Here is a 22354-nt window from a genome sequence, read left to right as displayed (position 1 = left end):
ATCGCGGAGCGCCGCGGCCGCCATTCAACGCGAGCAACCAGCAGGAGCAAGCCATGAGCGTCAAGCTATTCGAAAGCAAGCAGGTGCAGGATTTCCTGCGCACCGTCGTCAACCTCGACCAGGCCGAGGGCAACCCGCGCCTCAAGCAGGTGCTGCACCGCATTCTCTCCGACCTGTTCAGGACCATCGAGGACCTAGACCTGACCCCGGACGAGATCTGGGCCGGCGTGAACTACCTCAACAAGCTCGGCCAGGACGGCGAGGCCGCGCTGCTGGCCGCCGGGATCGGCCTGGAGCACTACATCGACCTACGCCTGGACGAAGAGGACCGGCTGGCCGGGGTGACCGGCGGCACACCGCGCACTATCGAAGGACCGCTGTACGTGGCCGGCGCCCCGGTGAGCGAGGGCAATGCGCGCATCGACAAGGACCCCGATCCGGATACCGAGCCGTTGCACATTCTGGGTACGGTGAGCGGGCCGGACGGAAAGCCGGTAGCCGGGGCGCTGGTCGAGATCTGGCACGCCAACTCGAAGGGCTTCTACTCGCACTTCGATCCCACCGGCGCGCAGACTGCGTTCAACCTGCGCGGGGCGATCAGGACCGGTGTCGATGGCCGCTACGACGTGCTGACGAAGATGCCGGTCGGCTACGGGTGCCCCCCGCAGGGCGCGACCCAGCAACTACTGGACCAGCTCGCGCGCCATGGCAACCGCCCCGCGCACGTCCACTACTTCGTCACCGCCGCCACGTGCCGCAAGCTCACCACCCAGTTCAACGTCGAGGGCGATCCGCTGACCTGGGACGACTTCGCCTATGCCACCCGCGACGGCCTGGTGCCGCATGTGGTGGACAAGACCGGCGGCGAAACGCTGGGCCTGGACCAGGACGCCTACAAGGAGATCCGGTTTGACCTCGTGCTGACCGGCCTGGTCGATGGCAAGGACGACCAGAAGGTCGAACGGCCCCGGGCACAGGCCTGATCGGCCCTGTCGCGCCGTCCCTAGGTGGGCGCACGCGCCCTGCCGACCGCGGGCAGACGAGGCGCGCGCCGGTCCTCCTTCCCGACCGCAGGCCCTGTCGCGAGGCGCATTCCGCTTTCCCCTGCTCCCATCAGCTGCGAGGTATTTCCTTCATGAAATCTGACTCCGACCCGCGCCTGCGCATCGGGATCGTCGGCGGCGGCATCGCCGGCGTCGGCCTGGCGCTGGGACTTTGCCGCCATCCCCATCTGGAGGTGCAGCTGTTCGAGTCGGCCGCGGCCTTCGGCGAGATCGGCGCCGGGGTCTCCTTCGGCGCCAACGCGGTGCGCGCGATCACCGGGCTCGGCATGGGCGAGGCCTATGCGGCCCTGGCCGACCGCACGTCCCCCCCGTGGCAGGACATCTGGTTCGAATGGCGACGCGGCAGCGACGCCGGCTACATCGGCGCGAGCATCGCGCCGAGCGTGGGGCAGTCCTCGGTGCATCGCGCCGATTTCCTCGATGCGCTGGCTACCCGGCTGCCCCCCGGGCTGGCCCGCTTCGGCAAACGGGCCTGTGCGGTCGAGCAGGATGACAGTGGCGTGCGCGTGCGTTTCGACGATGGCAGCGGATACGAGGGTGACGCGCTCATCGCCGCCGACGGCATCAAGTCCGCGTTGCGCGCCCCCGTCCTGCAGGCCCTGGGTCACGATCCTGTCGCACCTCGCTTCACCGGTACGTGCGCATATCGGGGCATGATCGACAGCGGCCGCCTGCGCGACGCGTTCGCTGCCGAAGGCGTGGACACGCACCTGGTGGACGTGCCGCAGATGTACCTGGGACCCGATGCCCACATCCTGACCTTTCCGGTCAAGCAGGGGCGCATCATCAACGTGGTGGCCTTCGTCACCGAGCGTGCCGCCTTGCCGCCGCAATGGCCGCAGGACCAGCCGTGGGTGCGCGAGGTGAGCCAGCACGAGATGCTCGCCGCCTTCGCCCACTGGGGGGGGGCCGCGCGGACCTTGCTCGCATGCATCGACAGGCCGACCTATTGGGCGTTACACGACCTGGCGCAGCTTCCCGGCTATGTGCACGGGCGGGTCGCCCTGATCGGCGATGCAGCGCACGCGATGCTGCCGCACCAGGGCGCGGGTGCCGGCCAGGGCTTGGAGGACGCTTACTTCCTCGCCAGGCTGCTGGGCGAGCCGAGGCTCACGCGCGCGGCATTGCCGCAGGTGCTGGCCATCTACGATCGGATTCGCCGGCCACGTGCCTGCCGTGTGCAGCAGACCTCGTGGGACGCGGGCGAGCTGTACGAGTTCCGGGACCCCGACATCGGCAGCGAAGACGCCGCGCTGGGCAAACGCCTGGCCGAGCGCTTCGACTGGATATGGAACCACGATCTCGACGGGGAAGTCGTCCAGGCCCGCCGCGCCCTGGGCTGGGCCTGAACCGGATTGGACTGGAAGAGGAATGCAAGCCAGATGATCGACAAGACCCTGACTACCTGCGCCGAGGCGGTGGCCGACATCGGCGACGGCGCCACGGTGATGATCGGCGGCTTCGGCACCGCGGGCATGCCCGATGAGCTGATCGACGCGCTGATCGCCCACGGCGCCAAGGAGCTGACCATCGTCAACAACAATGCCGGCAATGGCGACAGCGGCCTTGCCGCGCTGATCGCGAACAAGCGGGTGAAGCGAATCGTCTGCTCGTTCCCGCGGCAGAGCGATTCGTGGCATTTCGATGCCGCCTACAAGGCCGGCGAGATCGAACTGGAGCTGGTGCCTCAGGGCAACCTGGCCGCACGCATCCATGCCGCCGGCAACGGCCTGGGGGCGATCTTCACCCCGACTGGCCATGGCACCGAACTGGCCGAAGGCAAGGAAACCCGGCAGATCGACGGCAGGCATTACGTGCTCGAGTACCCGATCCGCGCCGATTTCGCCCTGATCAAGGCCAGCAAGGGCGACCGCTGGGGCAACCTGGTGTACCGCAAGACCGCGCGCAACTTCGGCCCGATCATGGCGATGGCCGCGGCGACCACGATCGCGCAGGTGGGCGAGGTGGTCCAATTGGGAGCGCTGGACCCCGAACACATCGTCACCCCTGGCATCTTCGTGCAGCGCGTGGTGGCCGTGGGAGAACCGAAATGACCGATCTGTGGAGCCGTGACCGACTGGCCGCGCGGGTGGCCCGCGACATCCCCGAGGGGGCCTACGTCAACCTCGGCATCGGCCTGCCGACGACCGTGGCCAACTACCTGCCCGGCGACAAGGAGATATTCCTGCAGAGCGAGAACGGTCTGCTCGGCATGGGACCGGCGCCGACGCCGGGGCAGGAAGACCCGGATCTCATCAACGCCGGCAAGCAGCCGGTGACGCTGCGGACTGGCGGTGCGTACTTCCACCACGCCGACAGCTTCGCGATGATGCGCGGCGGTCACCTGGACATCTGCGTGCTGGGGGCGTTCCAAGTCGGCAGCAACGGTGACCTGGCCAACTGGAGCACCGGCGCGGCCGATGCGATCCCAGCCGTCGGCGGGGCGATGGACCTGGCCATCGGCGCCAAGCAGGTGTTCGTGATGATGGACCTGCTGACGAGGAACGGCGAATGCAAGCTGGTCGAGCGGGTCACCTACCCGGTGACGGGACTGGGCTGCGTGTCGCGGGTTTACACCGACCATGGCGTGTTCGGGGTTGGCGCGGCCGGGACGACGGTGATCGAGACGGTCGACGGCCTTGGCCTGGACGAACTGCGCCGGATCACCGGCCTGCCGCTGGAGCCGGCCGCATGAAGGGGACAGACATGAATCAGGCTTTCATCTGCGATACGGTGCGTACCCCGGTCGGCCGCTATGGCGGTACCCTCGCCGGCATCCGTACCGACGACCTGGGCGCGGTGCCGATCCGGGCGCTGCTGCAGCGCAACCCGGGCCTGGACCCGCAGGCGATTGAGGAGGTGTTCTACGGCTGCGCCAACCAAGCCGGCGAGGACAACCGCAACGTGGCGCGGATGAGCGCGCTGCTGGCCGGGCTGCCAGTGACAGTGCCCGGCGTCACCCTGAACCGGCTGTGCGCCTCGGGGCTGGAAGCGGTGGGGCAGGCGGCGCGGGCGATCAGAACCGGCGAACTGGAGCTGGCCATCGCCGGCGGCGTGGAGTCGATGACCCGCGCCCCGTTCGTAATCGGCAAGCCGGACGCAGCTTACGGCCGCGACCAGCGGATGGAGGACACCACCATGGGCTGGCGCTTCGTCAACGCGCGGCTGCATGAACTGTACGGCACCGACACGATGCCGCAGACCGGCGAGAACGTGGCCCGCGACCACAGCATCGGCCGCCAGGACCAGGACCTGTTCGCGCTGCGCAGCCAGCAGCGCACGGCGGCGGCAAAGCAGCGCGGCTTCCATGCCGAGGAGATCGTCAAGGTGCGGGTGCCGGGGCGGAGGAAGGGCGAGTTCGTCGAGGTGGATAGCGATGAACACCCGCGCGCGGACACGACACTGGAAGTGCTGCAGAAACTCAGGCCCTTGTTCGCCGACGGCACCGTCACCGCCGGCAACGCCAGCGGCATCAACGATGGCGCGGCGGCCATGATCGTTGCCAGCGAGGCGGCGGTTGAGCGCTTCGGCCTGGTCCCGCGCGCGCGCATCCTGGGCATGGCGGCGGCGGGCGTGGAGCCGCGGGTGATGGGAGTCGGCCCGGTGCCGGCCACGCGCAAGCTGCTGCAGCGGCTGGGACTGGGAATCGGCGACTTCGACGCGATCGAGTTGAACGAGGCCTTCGCCAGCCAGTCGCTGGCGGTGCTGCGCGCGCTCGGCTTGCCGGACGACGCGGCGCACGTGAACGCCAACGGCGGCGCGATCGCGCTGGGCCACCCGCTGGGAATGAGCGGGGCGCGGCTGGCGCTGACGCTGGTGCATCAGCTGGAGAAGAGCGGCGGCCGGCGCGGCCTGGCGACCCTGTGCATCGGCGTGGGCATGGGCCTGGCGCTTGCGGTGGAGCGGGTCTGACATGGCCTTTCTCGAACTGCCCTCGCATCGGATGCACTACCGTGTCGATGGTGCCGGCGACGGCGCACCGTGGCTGTTGCTGTGTAACTCGCTGGGCACCGACCTGTACATGTGGGACCGCCAGGCCGACGTGCTGTCGCGGCATTTTCGCGTATTGCGCTACGACCGCCGCGGCCACGGCCGATCGAGCGCCGCGCCGCCGCCGTACTCGCTGGCCGACCTCGGCGGCGATGCGATTGCCCTGCTCGATGCGCTGCGGATCGAACGTGCGCATTTCTGTGGCCTAAGCATCGGTGGCCTGGTCGGACAATGGCTGGGCATCAACGTCGGCCATCGCCTCGACAGGCTGGTGGTCTGCGCGAGTGCGGCGAAGATCGGCACGGCCGAGAGCTGGAGTTCGCGCACCGAGGCGGTGAAGAACCAGGGCCTGGCTGCGCTGACCGTGGCGACGGCCGAGCGCTGGTTCACGCCGGCCTTCAATGCCGGACATGCCGAAGAGGTGGCCGACATCCTTCGCACCTTCGCTGCGGTCGATCCGGACGGCTACAACGGCTGCTGCGCGGCCCTGGCCGGTGCGGACCTGCGCGGGCAGATCGGCCGCATCGCCAACCCGCTGCTGGCCATCTCCGGCGACAACGACGCGGTGTGCCCGCCGGCCGATCTGCAGTTCATCGCCGACGGCGTGCAGCACGGCCGCCATGTCTCGCTGCCGGGCCGGCACATCGTCAATGTCGAATCGGCGGCGGCCTTTAACGCGGTGCTGCTGGAATTCCTGCACGCATAGCCACTCCGGTCCCTGACGACCCGAAACACAGGAGTAGTTCCATGAGCCGCATCCGCACACGCGTAGAACAGGAGGTGCTGACCGTCGTGCCTGATCACGCCGCCGACCTTGCACGCTTGCGGATGCTGGCGCAGGGCGGGCCGCCCACCGTCACCGTGATCGGCAAATACAACCACGGAAAGAGCCGCTTGCTCAACGAGCTGATCGGCGACGATGCCTTCGTGGTGGCCGATCAGCGCCAGACGGTCGCGCTTTCGGAGCGAGGCCATGCGGGGATCCGCTGGCTAGACGCGCCGGGACTGGATGCGGACGTCACCTGCGGAGATGATCGTGATGCTTGGCTGGCCGCGTGGGTGCAGTCGGATGTCCGCTTGTTCGTGCATGCGGCCAGGGAGGGCGAGCTGGATGCGGCGGAGTGCGCCGTGCTGGACCGGTTGCGTCGCGACGACGCCGCTAGCGGACGCCAGACCCTGTTCGTACTCTCGCAGGTAGACCAGCTGGGCGGTGACCATGCCCAGGAGACGGTGAAGGCTGCCATCGCGCGCCAGGTCCCGGGCCTGATCCCCTGCGAGGTGTCCGCCACGCGCCATCGCCAGGGTCTGGAAACGGGCAAGAGGCTTCTGGTGCAGAAAAGCGGGATCCCGGACCTGCGGGCGCGGCTGCAAGCGGCCTGTGCCCAGGTGCCGGCCGCACGCGTCCATGAGACCCGGTGGTTGTTCGAGCGGATCCTGGCGGAGCTGAAGCGGGTATTGGCCGATCGCCGGGGGGCGCGCGACAGGATGCAGCAGGCCCGGCACCGGCAGCGGCAGGCCTTCGAGCAGGGCCTGGCTTCGGTGCTGGAGAAGGTCCGCGACGATCTGCAGAGGGAGGCACCGCCATGTGGCTGAGCCATGAACACAGCTCTGCGGCCACGGCGGGCAGCGCCGAGGAGCGGGCGGCCGAAAAGGTCCGCTACGCACGCCGCCACCTCGCGCTGACACGTGCCTGCGTGGAGATCGACGGTTTCCTGAAGGGAATGGGCGTCATCGGCCTGCTGCGCGGCGAACGCGAGCACAGCACCCTGAATTCCGCCCTGGTCGCGGTGCTCGGCCTGGCGGTGAAGAAGCAGGACGTCGGCTACGGTCTGTTCACCACGCCAGCCGGACACGCGCACCTGAAGCGCGAGTTCACGCGCTATTTCGAGCTGTCGCCGGACCGCACCGAGTCGGCGGCGGCCGTCGCCGCGGCCGACGCCGCGGTCGTTTCGGCGGAGCGGGCGCTGGCCCGCTGGACGCGCCTCGAGCCGGCCTCGTGAGCGCGCCGCGGTCCAGCGAGACTCGGTGGGTCGATGCGGTCGCGGGAGGGGGGCAGGGCGCCCACGACCTCGGCAGATGCACGGCGCGACTGGAGGGGTGGCTCGACCACCTCGCGGATATGCTCAATGCCCAGCGTCCGGCGCTGCATGGCCTCGCACCGGACCATGCACTGGCGGTGCAGGTGCAGGCCGTGCGGGCGTTGCTGGATGCGCAGACCCGTCGCTGGCCGCAGCAGCGTACGCAGCGTGCGCCCGCGCGGGCGCTGGCCGACCGGTTCGGCGACATGGCGGTGCTGCTGGTGTTCGGCAAGATCAACGCGGGCAAGAGCGCGTTCTGCAACCTGCTGGCCGAACGCTTCATCGCCCATGGGGCCACGGCGCGCTACTTCCGCCTCGAGGCCGGCTGTGTTGTCGACATGCCGGAGCCGTTCGAGGAGGGCGCCACCGAGACCACCTCGCGCATCCAGGGGGTGCTGCTCGGCGAAAGGCTGGCGTTGCTGGATACGCCCGGACTGCACTCGGTGAGCGAGGAGAATGCCGAGCTGACCCTGTGCTACACCGAAAGCGCCGATGGCGTGCTGTGGCTGAGCAGCTCGACCGCGCCGGGGCAGGTGCAGGAGCTCGACCAGCTGCGCCGCGAGCTGCAGCGGCGCAAGCCGCTGCTTCCGGTGATCACCCGCAGCGACGTGTACGAAGAGGACGAGGTTGACGGCCAGATCCGCAAGGTGCTGCGCAACAAGAGCGACTCCAACCGTGCACAACAGGAAGGCGACGTCGAAGCGCGCGCGAGGCAGAAGCTGCAGTCGTCCGGGCTCGATCCGGCCCTCGTGCTTTCCCCGGTATCGGTGTCCGTCTATGCCGCGCGCGAACATGGCGCGTGCGCCGAAGCCATGGCCGCGGCTGGATTCGAGCGCCTGTATCGGGCATTGCTGGGCATCCTCGAGCCGGCGCTGGCATACAAGCGACGCAAGCCGGCCGAACTGCTGCTGCACCACTTGCAGGAGGACGTGCTGGACGCGCTGCAGTCTCACGGCCTGCGGGCGCTGGATCAACTGGACAGCGCGCTGCAGGAAGCGCTATCCCGGCTCGAGCAGAGCGCGTCCCGGATCGTCCGTGCGGCCGGACGCACGCTGACGTCGGGCCTGCCGGCCTTGTTGGAGGAACATGCGTCCTCGCGCGACGTGAGCGGGATGTGGCGTACGTTGACAGGCCGGATCCTCGACGCCTTCCGCGGCGAGGCGCAGGTCGCGCTGGCCGGCTACGGACAGGTATTGGACCGGTTGCCCGCGCTGGTCGAGGCGTATGACGGACCAGCCTACGAGCAGCACGTGATCCATGCCGAGGGCGGTGACGTGGTGGTCGGGGTGAGCTACGAGCGGCTGCATGCCGCGCTGGAAGCGGCGATTTACCGGGATCTGTCGCGCCTGGCGGAGCATGTGGTCGAACGGTGCAGGGCGACCGTCCGCCGGCTGATGCAGGAGAGCGCATGCCTGCGGGCCGGCCTGGCCGCCGCCGCGGACGAGCTGGCGGCGCTGGAGCGGGAGATCCGCCAGCCGTAGGGACTTCTTGCCGATGGCGGCCCATGGCCCGGTCCGGCGCGGACGGAACTGCACGGTGCGGGTGTCGGCCAGACTGGCCCGGCTGCGTCACTGTCCTCTCACCGGCCCGATCCGCGGCAATCGCTTGACCATGCCGTGCCGCCTTTGTGAGAATCGGTGGCATACGAACCCGGTGCAAGGCCGGGACTCGCGTAAGCGTTAACGTCAACCAACGCGCTTGATGTCCATTGCCCGGCAATGGACTCCAAACGCGCGAGGTTTTCGTGGCACATTCGGATCGTTCCCCCGGCACGCACCCTTCCACCGAAGCAGGCGCCGGGCTGGCATTTGCGCTCATCCTGATCGGAGCCAACCTGCGTGCGCCGATCACCGCCCTGGGCCCGGTGCTGCCCGACATCCAGCGCGACCTTCGCCTCGACGGCCTCGGCGCCGGGCTCCTGAACGCGCTGCCGCTGCTGGCATTCGGCGCATTGTCTCTGGTGGCGCCGGGCGTTGGCAGGCGCTACGGCCTCGAGCGTACCCTGGGTGTCGCCCTGCTTTGCATTTTCGTCGGTACGGTGCTGCGGTCCTTGCCGGGGCCTGGATGGGTCTGGGCCGGTACCCTCGTGCTCAGTGCCGGCATCGCATTCGGCAATGTGTTGCTACCCGGCCTGGTGAAGCGCGATTTCCCGCATCAGGCGGCCAGGATCATCGGCTTCTACGCGGCCGCCATGGCCGGCATGGCCGGGGTGGCCGTGGGGCTGGCAGTGCCGATCGCGCATGTCGGCGGATCCAGCTGGCGCTGGTCGATCGGCGGCTGGGCGCTGCTGGCCCTTGCGACCATGCTGGTTTGGATACCTCATTGGAAGCGCTCGCGGCAGCCGCTGCCGGGAGCGGCCGATGCCGTCCGAACGCAGCGGCGCTCGCCGTGGCGGCATCCCATCGGATGGCAGGTCTCGCTGTTCTTCGCGGCGCACTCGCTGGTCTTCTATGCGTTGATCGACTGGTACGCCTCGTATGCCGCCTCCCGGGGCGTCGCTGCCGGGACGTCCGGCGTCTATCTGCTGGTCTACCAGGTTGTCGCCGTCGCGACGAACCTCGCCAGCGCATCGCTGATCGGGCGGTTCCAAGACCAGACGAGGCTCGGACTGGCCTGTGGCCTCACCCTGGTTGTCGGTACGCTCGGACTGCTGCTCGCGCCTGACTATTCCCTGCTCTGGCTGGTCTGTGCAGGTCTTGGAGCAGGCATCGCCATGGTCACCAGCCTGTCGCTGTTCGCGCTGCGGACCCGCGATCACCACCAGGCTGCCGCACTGTCGGGTATGGCGCAGTGCATCGGCTACCTGGGTGCCGCGACAGGGCCGCTGATCGTCGGAGTGCTCCACGATCTCACCCGCGGATGGACCTTGCCCCTACTGTTCCTGGTTCTGGCCAGCGTGCTGGTAACGTTGTTCGCGACGCTGGCTGGGCGCGATCGGGTCATTGATTGAAGGCTGCCGCGACCGTCCATCGTCCTCTGCTTCGTGGCGCTGTCGCGTGCCACCGCTAACGGGTTCAACGCCCCGCACTCAGGCCTACCCACTTTTCGACGCCACGCAGCGATGTCTGGTCGCTCTCCATAAAGTAGAGCCTACTTCAGACTAGTTGAGGCGGTGAGCAGGTCATTGGCGTGCTCGTACGTGCTCATGGTCACCTATGCCAACCAGACAAAGGGATTGCCATCTAGCCTCGCCAGCGCCAATAGGACGGTCAGCTTGCGCCTGCTATGCATAACCTAAAGCTGCCGGACATACCTGACCAGGATTGCCCGAAGACCATCTGAGTAGTGTCGGCAAAAGACGTCGCACTGAACGCGACGGAGCAACTCCAAGATCTGTTCACGAAGATCCCCCGCCAAGCCCGGCACATCGGTAAAAAAACGCGTCCTCCAAATGCATCAGGAACCTGTCACACATGGGATGTACGGACTGTAGGTTGAGGAGCCGCTGATAGCCCATGGCCAGTGGAGGGAGGGGCACAGCACCACCGAAGCCTGACGTCGAGGCGGCTCCTCGTTGTCTTCGGCCGCCATGCCGAGGAAGAAGATGCGCTCACGAGGGCTCAGGTTTTCCCGAGGGCAAGGTAAGGGATATTTCCCTTAACGAGGCGCAGCCGTACTGTTTGCATTGAGCGTGTTACGAACTTTAGCCTAGTCACGCTAACGTATACGGATGAAGCCTCGTAAGCCATATCCGACCGATATCTCTGACGAAGAATGGGCCTTTGCTGCGCCGTATCTGACACTGGTGGATGTGCAGGCGCTGCAGCGCAAGTACGCGCTACGCGCGATGTTCAGCGCATTGCGCTGGATCGTACGCTCAGGTACACCGTGGTGATTGCTTCTAACGATTTCCCGCCTTGGGAAAAGGTGTATCAGCAAACGCAGCGTGGCTGCAGGCTGGCTGCTTTGAAGCCATGGTCAGCGATCTGCGGCTCACTATTGCGTGTGGCACAAGGGAAAAAGGCCAGCCGAGCGCAATCATTTTCGACGGTAGGATGCTGCAATCCACCTGTGAAAGCGGATCACGCGCCGGATGCGACGGTTATAAACGCAAGAAAGGTAGCAAGGTGCGTATGGCGGTAGATACGCTAGGACATCTACTTGCCGTCCAGGTAACGCCAGCCAATGAGCAGGAGCGCGCAAGTCCGCTTGCGGCCCACGCCGCTGCTGTGGGGCCCAGTGCTTTCCGGAGATTCTGGTATCGAGATCTCACGGCTTAACCCTACGTTACTATCAACTGCCGGCATCAGGATTTGCAATATACGTGGAAGCGGTAGCGCATGCCCGACGTGAATTGGAATCGTGCGCGGTGTCGAGCACTGGAGCCCGGTTAATTGGCCTTGGTTCGCCCCGTGTCTTAGCGTCCCTGCATTAGTCTTGGCCATCCGCTGGCTCAATGTAGGTTTGTCTGGAAGTGCGCACCGTTTCGTCGATCAACCGATCTAGCTGTTCCATTGATGCACGCCGACCTGCTGTTTCTGCCAGAGCCTCTGTGGAAAAAAACTGAGTCAATGTGTTTCCTTTTAGCGTCTTGTTTGACTGCCTCATATCATCGATGCGCCAAGACACCGTCCACCGGATGCCTGTCCCCAACGGTTCGCTGAGAGTTGCCACGTAAACCGCAAATCGATCAATCATGAACAACATAGGAACTCCAATCGAATGAACCCACTAAGCAGCCTTTGCCTGCGGACGTCCCAGTTACTAATGAAGGTGGTTCGACACCGGTCAGTGGCGCATTGACGTCCTCGACACACCCCGTCCTAAGTAGCGCTCGGGTTTTAGAGTCCTGACCTGATTGACCCGCTCCCGACTAGAGGGCCATCACTGGTAAAGATTATGAGTTTTTTGGTATTTTCGTATTCGCTTCCGATCAATGTTCTCGGGCAAATTCGCAGGGGGTTTTTCATGCTAATCCACTGTCGGGAAGTTCTTCGTTGCAGGAGCAACGCCACGCTTCAATTTTGCTCCGTGCATCGGCCAGGGACAAGAACCAATGCTCGTTTAGGAACTCCCGTCGCAGCCAGCCATTGAAGCTTGACTGACAAAGTCCATGCTCGAGAGCGAGTCGGGCGCCGCCGTGATCTTGATCGATTGTCGGCAACGGCTGCTGCGACTACGACGCCGACAATGCCTTAAAGGCAAGCCCTCTTTTTGTAGATGCGATGGACCCGCTTATGGCTGTCACGCCAGCCTTTGCGACGCAGCATCACCAACACCCGCTCGCGGCCGTAACGTATCCGCGTCTGCGTAATCTCGTGCATCCGAAGGCGGATGGCGCTGCAGTCGCGGGCTTTGGCTTTGGCCTTGAACGAGAGCGCCGAGCGCGACATCCCAATTATCCGCGGCGCACCCGCTCACTTACCCCGAAGCGCTCACGTAACTGGCTTACCCAGGTTCGTCGCTGGGCAGGCCTTAGAGCTTTTTCGTGACCACCTCCTACAGCATCGCCTTATCCATGCTCAGATCGGCCACTAGCTGCTTGAGCTTGCGGTTTTTCTCTTCCAGCACCCGTAAGCGCTTCAGCTCAGACGGGCCGAATTCCTGTACTTCTTGCTTCACAAGTAAAACGTTGCTCCGGCGATGCGCATCTCCGGCACACCTCGCCAACTGCATTCTCAGCTTAACCTGCTTGAGCGCGTAGGCAGTCTGCTTCTCGGTAAAACGTGACTTCTTTATCGCTTGGCACCTCGTGATGACGGGGCCCCTACCGGCGAAGTCTCTACTTTACGATGGCCCAGTTTTGTGGGTTGGCTTAGTTGAAGACAGTGAGTTGGTTCGGTACACCGTATGTATCAGCGGTGCGCCTAGTCGGACGCAGCGAAAGGCCCGTTCCACGCGGCGCTGTCCTTCAACGTGGTTGGGGATGAATAAAACGGCGGCCCTAGCGCTTTCCTCTTTGACGACCCGCATGCCAGCCGGTTTCCGACGCTCCGGCCCGTTGATGCTGGGATAGGCCAGCCAATCGGAAGGTTGGGCCTAATCAGACGCCGGCGGCGCGGCCTAGCGATCGAGGTGCCTGGTAGCCGACCGAGTTGCTAAGCCGTCAGCAATCGCTCAAACAGCAACACCACGGGGCAACCGACAGGCATCCGAGCTTTCAAGGGACATTACATTGCATCGAACTTTCTCATTCATTAGTCCTCCCGCAATGGCGCAGGCACTGCTAGCGCTTCTATTCTCGACCACACCCTCTCGAAGAGCGCTCTTTTTTGCTCCGAGGCGACGCCGCGGCAGAGTGATTGCCGGGCGACGAAAGCGGCTCTCAGCTCTTCCGGAGAGCATCGGGGCCGATTGATCAGGAGACTGTAGATCTCGACATAAAGAGGCCACGCCCTCTCGGGCGTTAGTTCCCTGAGCAGAGAGGGTAGGGGCGCATGGGTTTGCCAAAAAGCGCGCTCCTTTTCAAGATCAATGACAACGTCCGTGTTGTCCGGGGGCAAAGCTTCCTGATTCTTCTTACGCTTCATCCTGTGTTTTCGCGCCTACGCTCACTGAATAGTGCTCAGAACGCGAACGTCAGTCCGACCACCGGGCCTTTGAACTCCTGCTTCAAACCGATCGTGGTAGCCGACTCGGCGCGGGTGTCCGTATCACGTTCGACATCGAGCTTGAACCAGTCGTAGCCAGCGAACACTCCGAAATTCCTGCTGAAACGATACTCAACGGTTGTATTGGCTCGGCTCAGGTCGCCCTTGTACTTCTCAAAATTGCCCCAGTCAGTATTGAGGTACTGCCCCTGCACGCTGAAGAGCCAATGCTCGCCGCCGTGAGCGGTAAAACGGATGCCGACAACCGGCGCGGCGCCATCTGCGCTTTCATCGAGGATCTCACCGGTATAGAGCGCGCCCAGGTCGGCATAAGCATTGGTATCAATCTTGAGGTACTCCGCGCCGAGCTGAAGTCCTAGGTTGTAGGTCGGGGTATCGATCACAGCGTAGTCGTAGACCAAGCTGGCCACCTGATACTTCAGTTCGCCCTTGATGAAGCTGCCGGCTGGTACGGTGGTCCCACCCAGGCTGACTTCCTCGCTCAGAGCCTCGCGGCGGTCCTTATCGTATTTGAAGTAATCGAAGATCAGACGCTGCCGGTTGCTCAGACGGAAGACGCCGTCGACCCGCGGTTCCCATTCCTTGCCGCCGAAATCGAAATCCTGCGTGCCCGAGAGGATGCTGCCATTGACGGTGGTGGTGCCACGCAAATTGCTGTTGTTATCGATGTTCATGGCGCCAAGGCGCAATTGAAATCGATCGTCTGTGTTGGCCGCATGAGCAGGTAGAGCCCAGGCCATTGCCAGCGTGCAGGGGAGGATTGCTTTAGAAATGTTGTTCACTATGTAACTCCGAGAGGTTTGGTGAAAGGGGCGTGTTCGCAGGGCGCGATTGAGCGAACCCTTGGCGGGGACTTGGTTTAGGGAAATTCGAGCGCAGCAGAAGGACAATGCAGACTAGGGATGTCTGGTCCGCAGTTCGCACATCGGGGTTCGCGTCAGGCCCAGGATCATCTGAGCAAAGGCGGTCGTCTCGCGATGCAGCCTTTCGTAGTTGACCTTATCGGCCGTGGTGACGGTGGGACCCCAATCGAGAAGGTAGTAGGGCCAGGTGATGTAGTTGACGGTGGGGATCCTGGCCTGGCCCCAAAAGTACTGTCCCTCGCCCGGCCACACGGGAGCGATTGCAGTGCCGCGCGCGCGGCGTCAGGGGTGCCAGCACAGCGCCAGGTGCGGCATCGGGGGCGGCGAGCCACTTTTTTTTGGCGTCGAGAAGTGCCGGGATCTTGGGCATGAAGAAAATGCCGAGCTCGTCCTGACCGGTGGGCACGAGCAAGCCTTCGGCGTCGGGCAGCCATTCGCGCGCGCCCATATGCTCGATGGTGACGACGGTGCCGATGCGATCGAGCCACCCGTCGTTTGCGTGCTGGCGCAGCAATCCTTCGATGCGGACCCCTGCCGCCATGTGCCCGGAGGAAAGAATGATCAGCACGCCGCGTGGCAGGGCCGCACGCGGCAGCCGGGTCAGATACTGCGCGATGTCGACGATCGCATTGGGACCGTTATCCTCAATTCCGTTGGTCCCGTCTGTATGGCTGTTGAGAGCGATCAGCTCGGGCGATGCGCCGGTGACAACGCCCAGCAGGTTGCGCGTCTGGGCCCTGCCCACCTCGGCCGGCAGGATCAGACGCACATGCCCGCGCTGGACGACCAGCGCCTTGAGCGGCTCCGCGTCGGCCGTCCCGACATAGAGCCCGGGGAGGTGGCGGATGATGCGATCATACGGCCGATAGGCGTTCGGTCGGTCGGTCACCACGATCATGCCCGCCGCGCCCACTTTCTCCAGCCCTTCCTGCAGCTGGCTGACCTTTTCCAGATACATGAAAGGACGTTGGTAACGCGCACGCAACCTCATCTGGCGGTGGGGATCATAGCTGTGCTGTGCGACCAGCTTGATCATTCCCTTGGTCAGAGGGCCTGAGGACGGCACCTCCACCATCACGATCTTGCCGGCAAGATGACTGCTCGGCCTAGCGCCCCAGCGCAGCCGGACGACGGGCGCGGTAATCCCTTCCGCAGGCGTGATCCCCGAGTAAGGAAGGTAGGACGCCGCTGGAAGCGGTGGGAGCCGGTTGCCCTCGACCGCGGCCAAGGACCAGGTCTCGGTGGTCCAGCGCTCCAGGGTGACACTTTCGTAATGCAGGTCCTGTACGCCGGCCGATTTCAGGCGTGCGTATAGCGCGTCGACGTAGGCTTCATGAGCGGGGCTGCCGGTCGCTCTCAGGCCGCGTCGGTCCAGATCATCCTGCCACGCCTGTGCCTGCCCGGTGGTTACGAATTGATGGGGCCGGGCGGTGGACGCGTCGGCGGCCGACAGGCGCTGGATCGGCCAAGCGACCTGCGCCTCCGCCAGGGCCGCGGCGGCGAGCGGCGCACTGGCCATGGCGCAAAGAGCTGCCACGCAGTGCAATCCAGGACAAAGCAAACCGAAAGAGGAGGCAAAGGTCATGGGGGGGCTCGAAGGGACGCTACGGGTCATGGGGGCGCAGGGAGCGCCAAACGCACGGGTGCGTGCATCGATCCACGACAGGATGGCTTCGAGCGTGCAATCCCGATCGGTGTCGTCCAGCAGAGCGTGTCGTCCTCCCGGCACCGACAGCAGCGTTTTGTCGGAGGAGGCTACGAGCGCGATCAGGGCGCGGCTGCCTGCAGGGTCGGTGCTGGTATCGGCAGTGCCATGGACCGCGAGCAGCGGCGTGCGTAACGCGTGGTAGGCCGGCCAGTTGCGACGCGACTGGCGAAGGCCTCCGGCTGCGGTCAGGAAGCGCAGGGGTCCCGGATAGAACACCTTGTCGGCGCGCAACGTGCGGGCCACCGACGCGTCCGCGACCAGCTCGCCCACATCGGCCTGAGAGCCCGGCACGGCGGCGGACGGAAACAACGCTGCCCCTGTGAATGCAATCCACCTAAGGGGCGCGGGAGTGTCGTACTTGTTCGCGGGTGCTAGTAGCAAGAGCCCGGCGAGGTCCTGCGGGTCGCGCAGCGCGCTGGATACCGCCACCAGCCCGCCGAGTGAGTGGCCGAACAGGAACACCGGCAGGGGCTGGTCGCGCAGGGCCTGCCTGGCTGCCAAATTGTCCTGGATCGCCTGCTCCACATCGACCACGCCACGCCTTCCCGGGGAATAGCCGTTTCCCCGCATGTCGAACGCGTACACGCTGATGCCCTGCACCAATAGTTGGGGAATGAGCCGGTTGTTTCCGCTAACGTAGCGCAGCGCGTAGTGGCCGTAGCCCGGCTGGATCAGGATGACCGCGCGCGTATGGGAAGCGCGCCAGACGTAGCCGGCGACCGATCTGCCGCCTGGGCGCCAAGGCTCGCAGGGGATGTGCACTCCCACCGGCAGGGCTGCCAATGCCTGATCGCTGGCGCTGATCGTTGCGTTGACCGGTCGTGGCGCGGTTTGTCCGCGCGCCGGCATGGCACCGTGGTACAGCAGCATGCAGTAGGCAAGCATCTGGGCCTGCTGCGCGAGTCCACGCGATGCGATGCGGCCAAGCGTTTCGCGGGTCGACGAGTGCCGTGCCCTGTGGCAGGCCATACTCACTGAGCCGAACTCGCGATGATGGCGTTTATGTAGGCTATATAGACCGATTCGGCGTGTTCCGCATACGTGGAACGCTGCAGGCTAAAGCCACTTAGCAGCGCCCAGAACCCGATGACGATCTGGCGCGGCGGCATAGACGGGACGAGACCGAAGCCGACGAAAACCCGCTCCACCACCTGCGCGAAAGCGTCTATGAACCTTGCCTTGTGACGCCCGTAAAGCTCACCGAACGACGGATTGCGGTTAGCGTGCAATTGCAGTTCCAGCAGCATCATGCCCGCCGTGGAATCCTGATGCATTTCCACCAGCCAGGTCACGATGCCGCGCAGCGCACTGGTCATGTCGGCGCTGTCAGGCACCACGAAACGATCGAACTGCTCGACCAAGCGCTTCATCTCCAACTCCATCAGCGCCACCAGCATCGCGTCCTTGGACGCGAAGTTCGAGTAGAACGCGCCCTGGCTGAATCCTGTGTTTTCAGCGACGTCTCGCACGGAGATGCCAGCCAACCCACGCCGGGCGATGAGCGAGCGAGCGGACGCGAACAACTGTTCACGTGTGTGTTCCTGGTTCGCTTGGCGCGACAGGCGTGCCCTCGGCGCGGACGTCGGTATCTCGTTAGCCCCACGCCTTGTCATAATTTACCCAAATAGCAAATGTAATCTAGATATCATAAGATACTTGAAAAGCGAAAAAAGTCGAGTCGTTGAGTAGATTCGTTCACTGGCTGTACTAGGGCTAGCCGGGTCTATCACCAACGCCCGGCTAGCCACCCTGCGGGCCTGCTCCGATCCGCCAGTTCGGCGTTGCACCGCGTCCTCCACTCGTCGCCCATCGTCACTCACGCCCAGGCCGACGTCCCTAGCCATCGACTGGACCGATCTTGTTCGGGCCGCAAGACAGTCCTCCTAAAGTTCTAAATCGAGATGCCGATAAGCAGACGAGCCTTTTTGCGTCTCGCGTTCGTCTCCGGCAATGGATGGCCTAAACCCTTTTCTTTGAAGAAGGCACTTTTATGTTGGATTTCATACAGCGCTACAACGTGGGACGACGGCTTGCCATCGCATTCTCTTTACTGATTGTCCTGACGACCGCGCTGGTCGGCATCGGCGTAGCCAGCATGCACCTGGCCCGATCCGAACTCGATAATATCGCCCAGGACAACATGCAGAAAATCAAGCTCGCACAAGAAATGATGGATGCCAACTCCATACTTTCTGTCGAGCTTCGCAATCTTGTGCTTCCTACCGACAGTAGCGAAAAGGCCGGTTTTAAAAAAATAATTAGGGATCAGCGTCTGCGCTATGATCGGAGCCGGGAGCGGCTGTACAGCCTCAAATCAGACGTCGATGGCAGGAGTCTACAAAGAAAAATGGATGCCCGTCTTGAAGCGTCCAGAGGCGTAAACGATCAGGTCGTTTCCCTGGCTGCCGCGGGCCAGCCTCAGGAGGCCTTGGAAGTTCTTCTCCGGGAGTCGGCACCCGCCACGCAAGCATGGCAGGACTCAATTCGCGACTATGAGGAATTCCAGAACCTGCGCGCGCAACGTGCTTACGATGTGGCGGCTAGGCAACTCGATCATGGACGAAACCTGCTGGTTGCCGGTGGCATCGCAGCTGCTCTTCTGAGTGGCCTTCTAGCTTGGTTCATTACTCGCAGTCTCACGGCTCCATTGAGATTTGCTAATAAAGTGGCCGAGGACATTGCGATGGGGAGGCTGGACAACGATATTCCCTCCAAGGGGCGGGACGAGCCTGGACGGCTGCTCCTGAGTATGCAGAGGATGCAAACGCAGTTGAAAGATGTGCTCGCCGCACAAACGGAAATGGCGGCTCGCCATGAGCAGGGGCAGATCAGCTACCGAATGGATGCCGACTCGTTCCCGGGCGAATATGGCCACATGGTTCGGGACAGCAATCAGCTGGCTGCTTCCCACATCGCCGTAAAGATGCGTCTAGTAGAGGTCATGGGGCGCTATGCGGTTGGCGATTTGCGGGACGATATGGATCGCCTGTTGGGCGAGAAGGCCGTGCTGACCCAGACTATGGACACCGCCAAGCTCAACTTGATGTCGATGAACCAAGAGATCAACCGCCTGGCAGCGGCCGCTGCAAGTGGAAACTACAAGGAGCGCGGAGAGGAAGACCGCTTCCAGCACGATTTCCGTACGATGGTCGTTAATCTAAATCGGCTTATGTCCATCGCTGATAGCGGCCTGCAGGCACTTTCGAATCAGTTTCACGCTCTTGCTAGGGGCGACCTGGATGCACGCGTCGATGGCGATTTTCAAGGGGTTTTCGCGGACATGCGAGACGATGCCAATGCCACGGCCGCGCAGTTGTCTGGCATCGTAAGGCAAATCAAGAATGCAGCCGGAAGCATATCGACGGCCGCCAGTGAAATTGCCACGGGCAACCAGGACCTGTCACAGCGTACCGAACAGCAGGCGGCCAATCTTGAAGAGGCCGCAGCTTCCTTGGAAGAACTTACTTCGACTGTGAAGCAAAATGCCGAACACGTTCGGCTGGCCAACGGGCTAGCCATCGGGGCCGCTTCAGTTGCCTCTGAAGGTGGTCGCATCGTCAGCCTCGTCGTCGATACGATGGGTGGGATCGAGATATCATCCAAGCGGATCGCAGACATCATCGGCGTGATCGATGGGATCGCCTTTCAAACCAATATTCTGGCACTCAATGCTGCAGTGGAAGCGGCGCGAGCAGGCGAGCAGGGCCGAGGGTTCGCCGTTGTGGCTTCGGAAGTGCGTACCCTCGCCCAGCGAGCGTCAGCGGCTGCGAAGGAAATCAAGGACCTGATCGACGACTCCGTTCAACGCGTCACCGATGGCTCCAGATTGGTTCATGATGCGGGCAAAACGATGACAGAGATCGTCGCCGGGGTGCAGCATGTTACTAGGCTGATGGGCGAGATATCGGCGGCCTCCGAGGAACAATCAGTGGGTATAGCGCAGGTCAATCAGACCATCACCCAGATGGACTTAGTCACTCAACAAAACGCTGCACTCGTAGAAGAAGCCACGGCGGCAGCGCATGCCATGGAAGATCAGGCCCATCAGCTGAGCGAGGCGGTGTCTGCCTTTACGCTCAACGATGGCGTCTCGTCCGGCGGGCCAGGAGGGACTGCGGTTGGTTCGGATGCGCGTAGGCAAAGCAGATTGAATGGAAAACGGGCGGACGTCATCCATTTATCGACTGTCTGAAAGGTCCGCAATCTATTGCCCAGATGCTAAACGTTGCTCCTGCGCAACGACCGGCAACCGCAGATTCTTCAATGACGTGCGGTTGCTGCAGGCTCTTGACGCCCTGATCGACACCATGGGTTTCAAGCGTTCCCCGGAGCGATAGGCGTCCTGGACTATGTCGATAGGCCATGACAGAGTGCTGTTCCAGCAAATCTGTACCCCCTAGAAGGAATTCCGACTGAAGCAGCGTTGAAACCGGGATCACAGAGCGCAGTATTGAGGTTTATGTGAATCCCAGTGCGCGGCTGTTGAAATCTGGAATGACAAAGTGCGGCCGTTGGTGGGGGTCAATGCGGCTGGTTAGGCAATGCCGCGCTCAACAGTAGGCCGCCTCCGCGGCGTCGCAACAGGGACGCCGTTGGGGATCGCGGGCATTGCAGCGCGGCTCCGTCGGGATCGCTCGCTATGCCAGCTTGCGATGTCTTGGCAAGCGGGGGCAAGGCCGTTCCACACGGGCTGCCTGTCATTCCTTCGAGAGTCGTAGCGGCGTCGGCGCCGGGCGCGGAGGCTCCAGGACCGCCGTGTCGGTCAGCAGCAGCCGCGCCTGCGAGCGCCAGCCGCCGATGAACACGTCGGGCTTGCCGTCGCTGTCCAGGTCGCCCTGCGCCATGCTCCAGCTGCGCCCCACGGTGGCACTGGGCACGATGTCCAGGGTGGCGTCCTCGAAGTTGCCCCGGCTGTCGTTGCGCCAGGCGCGCACCTGCAACGGAACGAAGCCCGGCACCTGGATCGCGCTGACCAAGATGTCCGGATCGCCGTCCCGGTCAAAATCGACGATGGTGCCGCCCCAACTGGAGAAGCGGTGCCGCGGAAGGCGCCGTTCGCTCTCGTCGCGAAAGCGGCCCTTGCCGTCGTTGACCAGCAGGCGGGTCTGTGGGTCCTTGTCCCAGTCGTGGTTGTTGCTGGTCAGGTTGAAGAACAGGATGTCCGGATGGCCATCGCCGTTGGCGTCGAACACGTGGACCTCGCGGGTTTCCAGCGGCACTTTCAGTTCCAGCCGGTCGCTGGCATCGGTAAAGCGTCCGCGGCCGTCGTTGAGCAGCAGGCGGTTGGGCGGGGACTGGTTGGCGAGCACCAAGTCCAGTTGGCCGTCGCCGTTCATGTCGGCCAACGCGATGTCCTGGGTGTGGGCATCGTTCGCCGGCAGGTGGGTGCTACTGACATCGACGAAGTGGCCGGGCCGCGCCGGGTCGTTGAGCCACAGCAAGTCGCGCGCGGGCTTGCTCTTGTCCTCGGCGGTGTTGCCCACCACGATGTCCGGCAAGCCGTCGCCGTTGACGTCGCCGGCCGCGACCGCATTGCCCTGGCTGCCGCGCGGCAGGTGCGCGCTCATGTCGGCGAAACTGCCGCGGCCATCGCCGAAGTACAGCGCGTGCACCTCGTCGTCCTCGGCAACGAATACCAGGTCCGGATGGCCGTCGCCGTTGAAGTCCGCCGATGCCACGTGCTCGTTGTCGTGCGGTGTGGCGTCGAACGCGCCGGGCTTCCAGCTCAGGCGGCCCTTGCCATCGTTGAGGTACAGCGCGTTGGGGCCGCGCTCGACGGCGACCGCCACGTCCAGGTCGCCATCGCCGTCGGCGTCGATCATGGTTGCATCGACGGCGTGCATGTCCGGGCCTGGCGGGACATGCGTCGTGGTGACATCCGCATAGGCCTGCGATGGACGTTCCTGGGCCGGGGCCTGGCTCACCGCCGCCGCAAGCGCGATGGCGAGGAAGAGCCTGGATCGATTGTTCATCGGGCGGCTCCTTGATATGAAGTGAGGGGGGGGCATTACGGCGGGCAAGGCACGGTGCCGGCAATGTCCGGCGACCCCGTCGAAGGGTGAAGCGCTCTGTCTGCCTGCGCTCGCGGTGGGCAAGGCCG

Annotated in this window: 17 protein-coding genes and 2 pseudogenes; 12 read left to right on the top strand and 7 right to left on the bottom strand. The window is 64.1% G+C overall.

Going from position 1 to position 22354, the window contains the following annotated elements; translation table 11 throughout:
- The first annotated feature begins 53 nt into the window (after window positions 1-53).
- The 11 genes and pseudogenes from catA to H7A87_RS17740 all read left to right on the top strand — a co-directional run.
- Window positions 54-983: a catechol 1,2-dioxygenase gene (catA, locus tag H7A87_RS17790; RefSeq protein WP_119128184.1), complete on the top strand. Its 930-nt coding sequence runs from the start codon at window positions 54-56 to the stop codon at window positions 981-983.
- Between the two features lie 152 nt (window positions 984-1135).
- Window positions 1136-2413 (top strand): salicylate 1-monooxygenase, encoded by a 1278-nt coding sequence (gene salA, locus H7A87_RS17785; RefSeq protein ID WP_119128185.1) that lies wholly within the window; start codon window positions 1136-1138, stop codon window positions 2411-2413.
- A 33-nt stretch (window positions 2414-2446) separates the two neighbouring features.
- Window positions 2447-3118 carry a 3-oxoacid CoA-transferase subunit A gene (locus H7A87_RS17780; protein ID WP_119128186.1) on the top strand — a complete coding sequence of 224 codons (672 nt, stop codon included), beginning with the start codon at window positions 2447-2449 and terminating at the stop codon, window positions 3116-3118.
- Window positions 3115-3759, top strand: a complete 645-nt coding sequence (locus H7A87_RS17775) for a 3-oxoacid CoA-transferase subunit B (RefSeq protein ID WP_119128187.1) — start codon at window positions 3115-3117, stop codon at window positions 3757-3759. Before H7A87_RS17780 ends, H7A87_RS17775 begins: the two co-directional genes overlap by 4 nt.
- 11 nt (window positions 3760-3770) lie before the next feature.
- The gene (gene pcaF, locus H7A87_RS17770) at window positions 3771-4976 is read left to right on the top strand and encodes a 3-oxoadipyl-CoA thiolase (protein ID WP_119128188.1); all 1206 of its coding nucleotides are present in this window, start codon (window positions 3771-3773) and stop codon (window positions 4974-4976) included.
- Between the two features lies 1 nt (window position 4977).
- Window positions 4978-5760 (top strand): 3-oxoadipate enol-lactonase, encoded by a 783-nt coding sequence (pcaD, locus tag H7A87_RS17765; RefSeq protein WP_119128189.1) that lies wholly within the window; start codon window positions 4978-4980, stop codon window positions 5758-5760.
- A 41-nt stretch (window positions 5761-5801) separates the two neighbouring features.
- Window positions 5802-6647 carry a GTPase domain-containing protein gene (locus H7A87_RS17760; protein WP_119128190.1) on the top strand — a complete coding sequence of 282 codons (846 nt, stop codon included), beginning with the start codon at window positions 5802-5804 and terminating at the stop codon, window positions 6645-6647.
- On the top strand, window positions 6638-7054 hold the full coding sequence (locus tag H7A87_RS17755; protein WP_119128191.1) for a hypothetical protein: 417 nt from the start codon (window positions 6638-6640) through the stop codon (window positions 7052-7054). The genes H7A87_RS17760 and H7A87_RS17755 overlap by 10 nt, the downstream gene beginning before the upstream one ends.
- Window positions 7055-7173: 119 nt before the next feature.
- Window positions 7174-8613, top strand: coding sequence for a dynamin family protein (locus H7A87_RS17750; protein WP_119128192.1), 1440 nt, complete (start codon window positions 7174-7176; stop codon window positions 8611-8613).
- Between the two features lie 263 nt (window positions 8614-8876).
- Window positions 8877-10082 carry an MFS transporter gene (locus H7A87_RS17745; protein WP_197942520.1) on the top strand — a complete coding sequence of 402 codons (1206 nt, stop codon included), beginning with the start codon at window positions 8877-8879 and terminating at the stop codon, window positions 10080-10082.
- A gap of 720 nt (window positions 10083-10802) precedes the next feature.
- Window positions 10803-11274: pseudogene (locus tag H7A87_RS17740) on the top strand (transposase); the annotation flags it as partial.
- A gap of 229 nt (window positions 11275-11503) precedes the next feature.
- On the opposite strand, the gene H7A87_RS17735 reads toward H7A87_RS17740, so the two are convergent.
- From H7A87_RS17735 to H7A87_RS17710, 6 genes and pseudogenes are all read right to left on the bottom strand, one after another.
- The gene (locus H7A87_RS17735) at window positions 11504-11779 is read right to left on the bottom strand and encodes a hypothetical protein (RefSeq protein WP_119128193.1); all 276 of its coding nucleotides are present in this window, start codon (window positions 11777-11779) and stop codon (window positions 11504-11506) included.
- Window positions 11780-12038: 259 nt separating this feature from the next.
- A pseudogene (locus tag H7A87_RS17730) lies at window positions 12039-12170 on the bottom strand (integrase core domain-containing protein); the annotation flags it as partial.
- 401 nt (window positions 12171-12571) lie between these two features.
- Window positions 12572-12694 (bottom strand): hypothetical protein, encoded by a 123-nt coding sequence (locus H7A87_RS20940; RefSeq protein WP_255437911.1) that lies wholly within the window; start codon window positions 12692-12694, stop codon window positions 12572-12574.
- Between the two features lie 943 nt (window positions 12695-13637).
- Window positions 13638-14423: a hypothetical protein gene (locus H7A87_RS17725; RefSeq protein WP_119128197.1), complete on the bottom strand. Its 786-nt coding sequence runs from the start codon at window positions 14421-14423 to the stop codon at window positions 13638-13640.
- A 259-nt stretch (window positions 14424-14682) separates the two neighbouring features.
- Window positions 14683-17139 (bottom strand): alpha/beta fold hydrolase, encoded by a 2457-nt coding sequence (locus H7A87_RS20730; RefSeq protein ID WP_197942519.1) that lies wholly within the window; start codon window positions 17137-17139, stop codon window positions 14683-14685.
- Window positions 17140-17225: 86 nt separating this feature from the next.
- Complete coding sequence (locus H7A87_RS17710; protein WP_180496787.1) at window positions 17226-17777, bottom strand: TetR/AcrR family transcriptional regulator; 552 nt, start codon at window positions 17775-17777, stop codon at window positions 17226-17228.
- A 467-nt stretch (window positions 17778-18244) separates the two neighbouring features.
- On the opposite strand from H7A87_RS17710, the gene H7A87_RS17705 reads away from it, so the two are divergent.
- The gene (locus H7A87_RS17705; RefSeq protein ID WP_119128199.1) at window positions 18245-20446 is read left to right on the top strand and encodes a methyl-accepting chemotaxis protein; all 2202 of its coding nucleotides are present in this window, start codon (window positions 18245-18247) and stop codon (window positions 20444-20446) included.
- Window positions 20447-20951: 505 nt separating this feature from the next.
- Here the strand turns inward: H7A87_RS17705 and H7A87_RS17700 are convergent.
- A complete protein-coding gene (locus H7A87_RS17700; RefSeq protein ID WP_197942518.1) occupies window positions 20952-22226 on the bottom strand; it encodes a VCBS repeat-containing protein in 1275 nt (424 codons plus the stop codon).
- Window positions 22227-22354 lie beyond the last annotated feature (128 nt).

It is taken from the genome of Xanthomonas sp. CPBF 426, from assembly GCF_903989465.1.
Taxonomy (GTDB): domain Bacteria; phylum Pseudomonadota; class Gammaproteobacteria; order Xanthomonadales; family Xanthomonadaceae; genus Xanthomonas; species Xanthomonas euroxanthea.
The sequence above is the reverse complement of the archived record's forward strand: the minus strand, read 5'-3'. Positions and strand labels throughout refer to the sequence as shown.

Excerpts from the sequence above, each read along its gene's own strand:
- H7A87_RS17750 (WP_119128192.1), top strand. The coding sequence starts at position 7,174 with ATGCTCAATGCCCAGCGTCCGGCGCTGCATGGCCTCGCACCGGACCAT.
- H7A87_RS17760 (WP_119128190.1), top strand. The coding sequence starts at position 5,802 with ATGAGCCGCATCCGCACACGCGTAGAACAGGAGGTGCTGACCGTCGTG.
- H7A87_RS17755 (WP_119128191.1), top strand. The coding sequence starts at position 6,638 with ATGTGGCTGAGCCATGAACACAGCTCTGCGGCCACGGCGGGCAGCGCC.
- H7A87_RS17705 (WP_119128199.1), top strand. The coding sequence starts at position 18,245 with ATGTTGGATTTCATACAGCGCTACAACGTGGGACGACGGCTTGCCATC.
- H7A87_RS17780 (WP_119128186.1), top strand. The coding sequence starts at position 2,447 with ATGATCGACAAGACCCTGACTACCTGCGCCGAGGCGGTGGCCGACATC.
- H7A87_RS20730 (WP_197942519.1), bottom strand. The coding sequence starts at position 17,139 with ATGCTTGCCTACTGCATGCTGCTGTACCACGGTGCCATGCCGGCGCGC.
- catA (WP_119128184.1), top strand. The coding sequence starts at position 54 with ATGAGCGTCAAGCTATTCGAAAGCAAGCAGGTGCAGGATTTCCTGCGC.
- pcaF (WP_119128188.1), top strand. The coding sequence starts at position 3,771 with ATGAATCAGGCTTTCATCTGCGATACGGTGCGTACCCCGGTCGGCCGC.
- H7A87_RS17775 (WP_119128187.1), top strand. The coding sequence starts at position 3,115 with ATGACCGATCTGTGGAGCCGTGACCGACTGGCCGCGCGGGTGGCCCGC.
- H7A87_RS17725 (WP_119128197.1), bottom strand. The coding sequence starts at position 14,423 with ATGGCCTGGGCTCTACCTGCTCATGCGGCCAACACAGACGATCGATTT.
- salA (WP_119128185.1), top strand. The coding sequence starts at position 1,136 with ATGAAATCTGACTCCGACCCGCGCCTGCGCATCGGGATCGTCGGCGGC.
- H7A87_RS17700 (WP_197942518.1), bottom strand. The coding sequence starts at position 22,226 with ATGAACAATCGATCCAGGCTCTTCCTCGCCATCGCGCTTGCGGCGGCG.
- H7A87_RS17735 (WP_119128193.1), bottom strand. The coding sequence starts at position 11,779 with ATGTTGTTCATGATTGATCGATTTGCGGTTTACGTGGCAACTCTCAGC.
- pcaD (WP_119128189.1), top strand. The coding sequence starts at position 4,978 with ATGGCCTTTCTCGAACTGCCCTCGCATCGGATGCACTACCGTGTCGAT.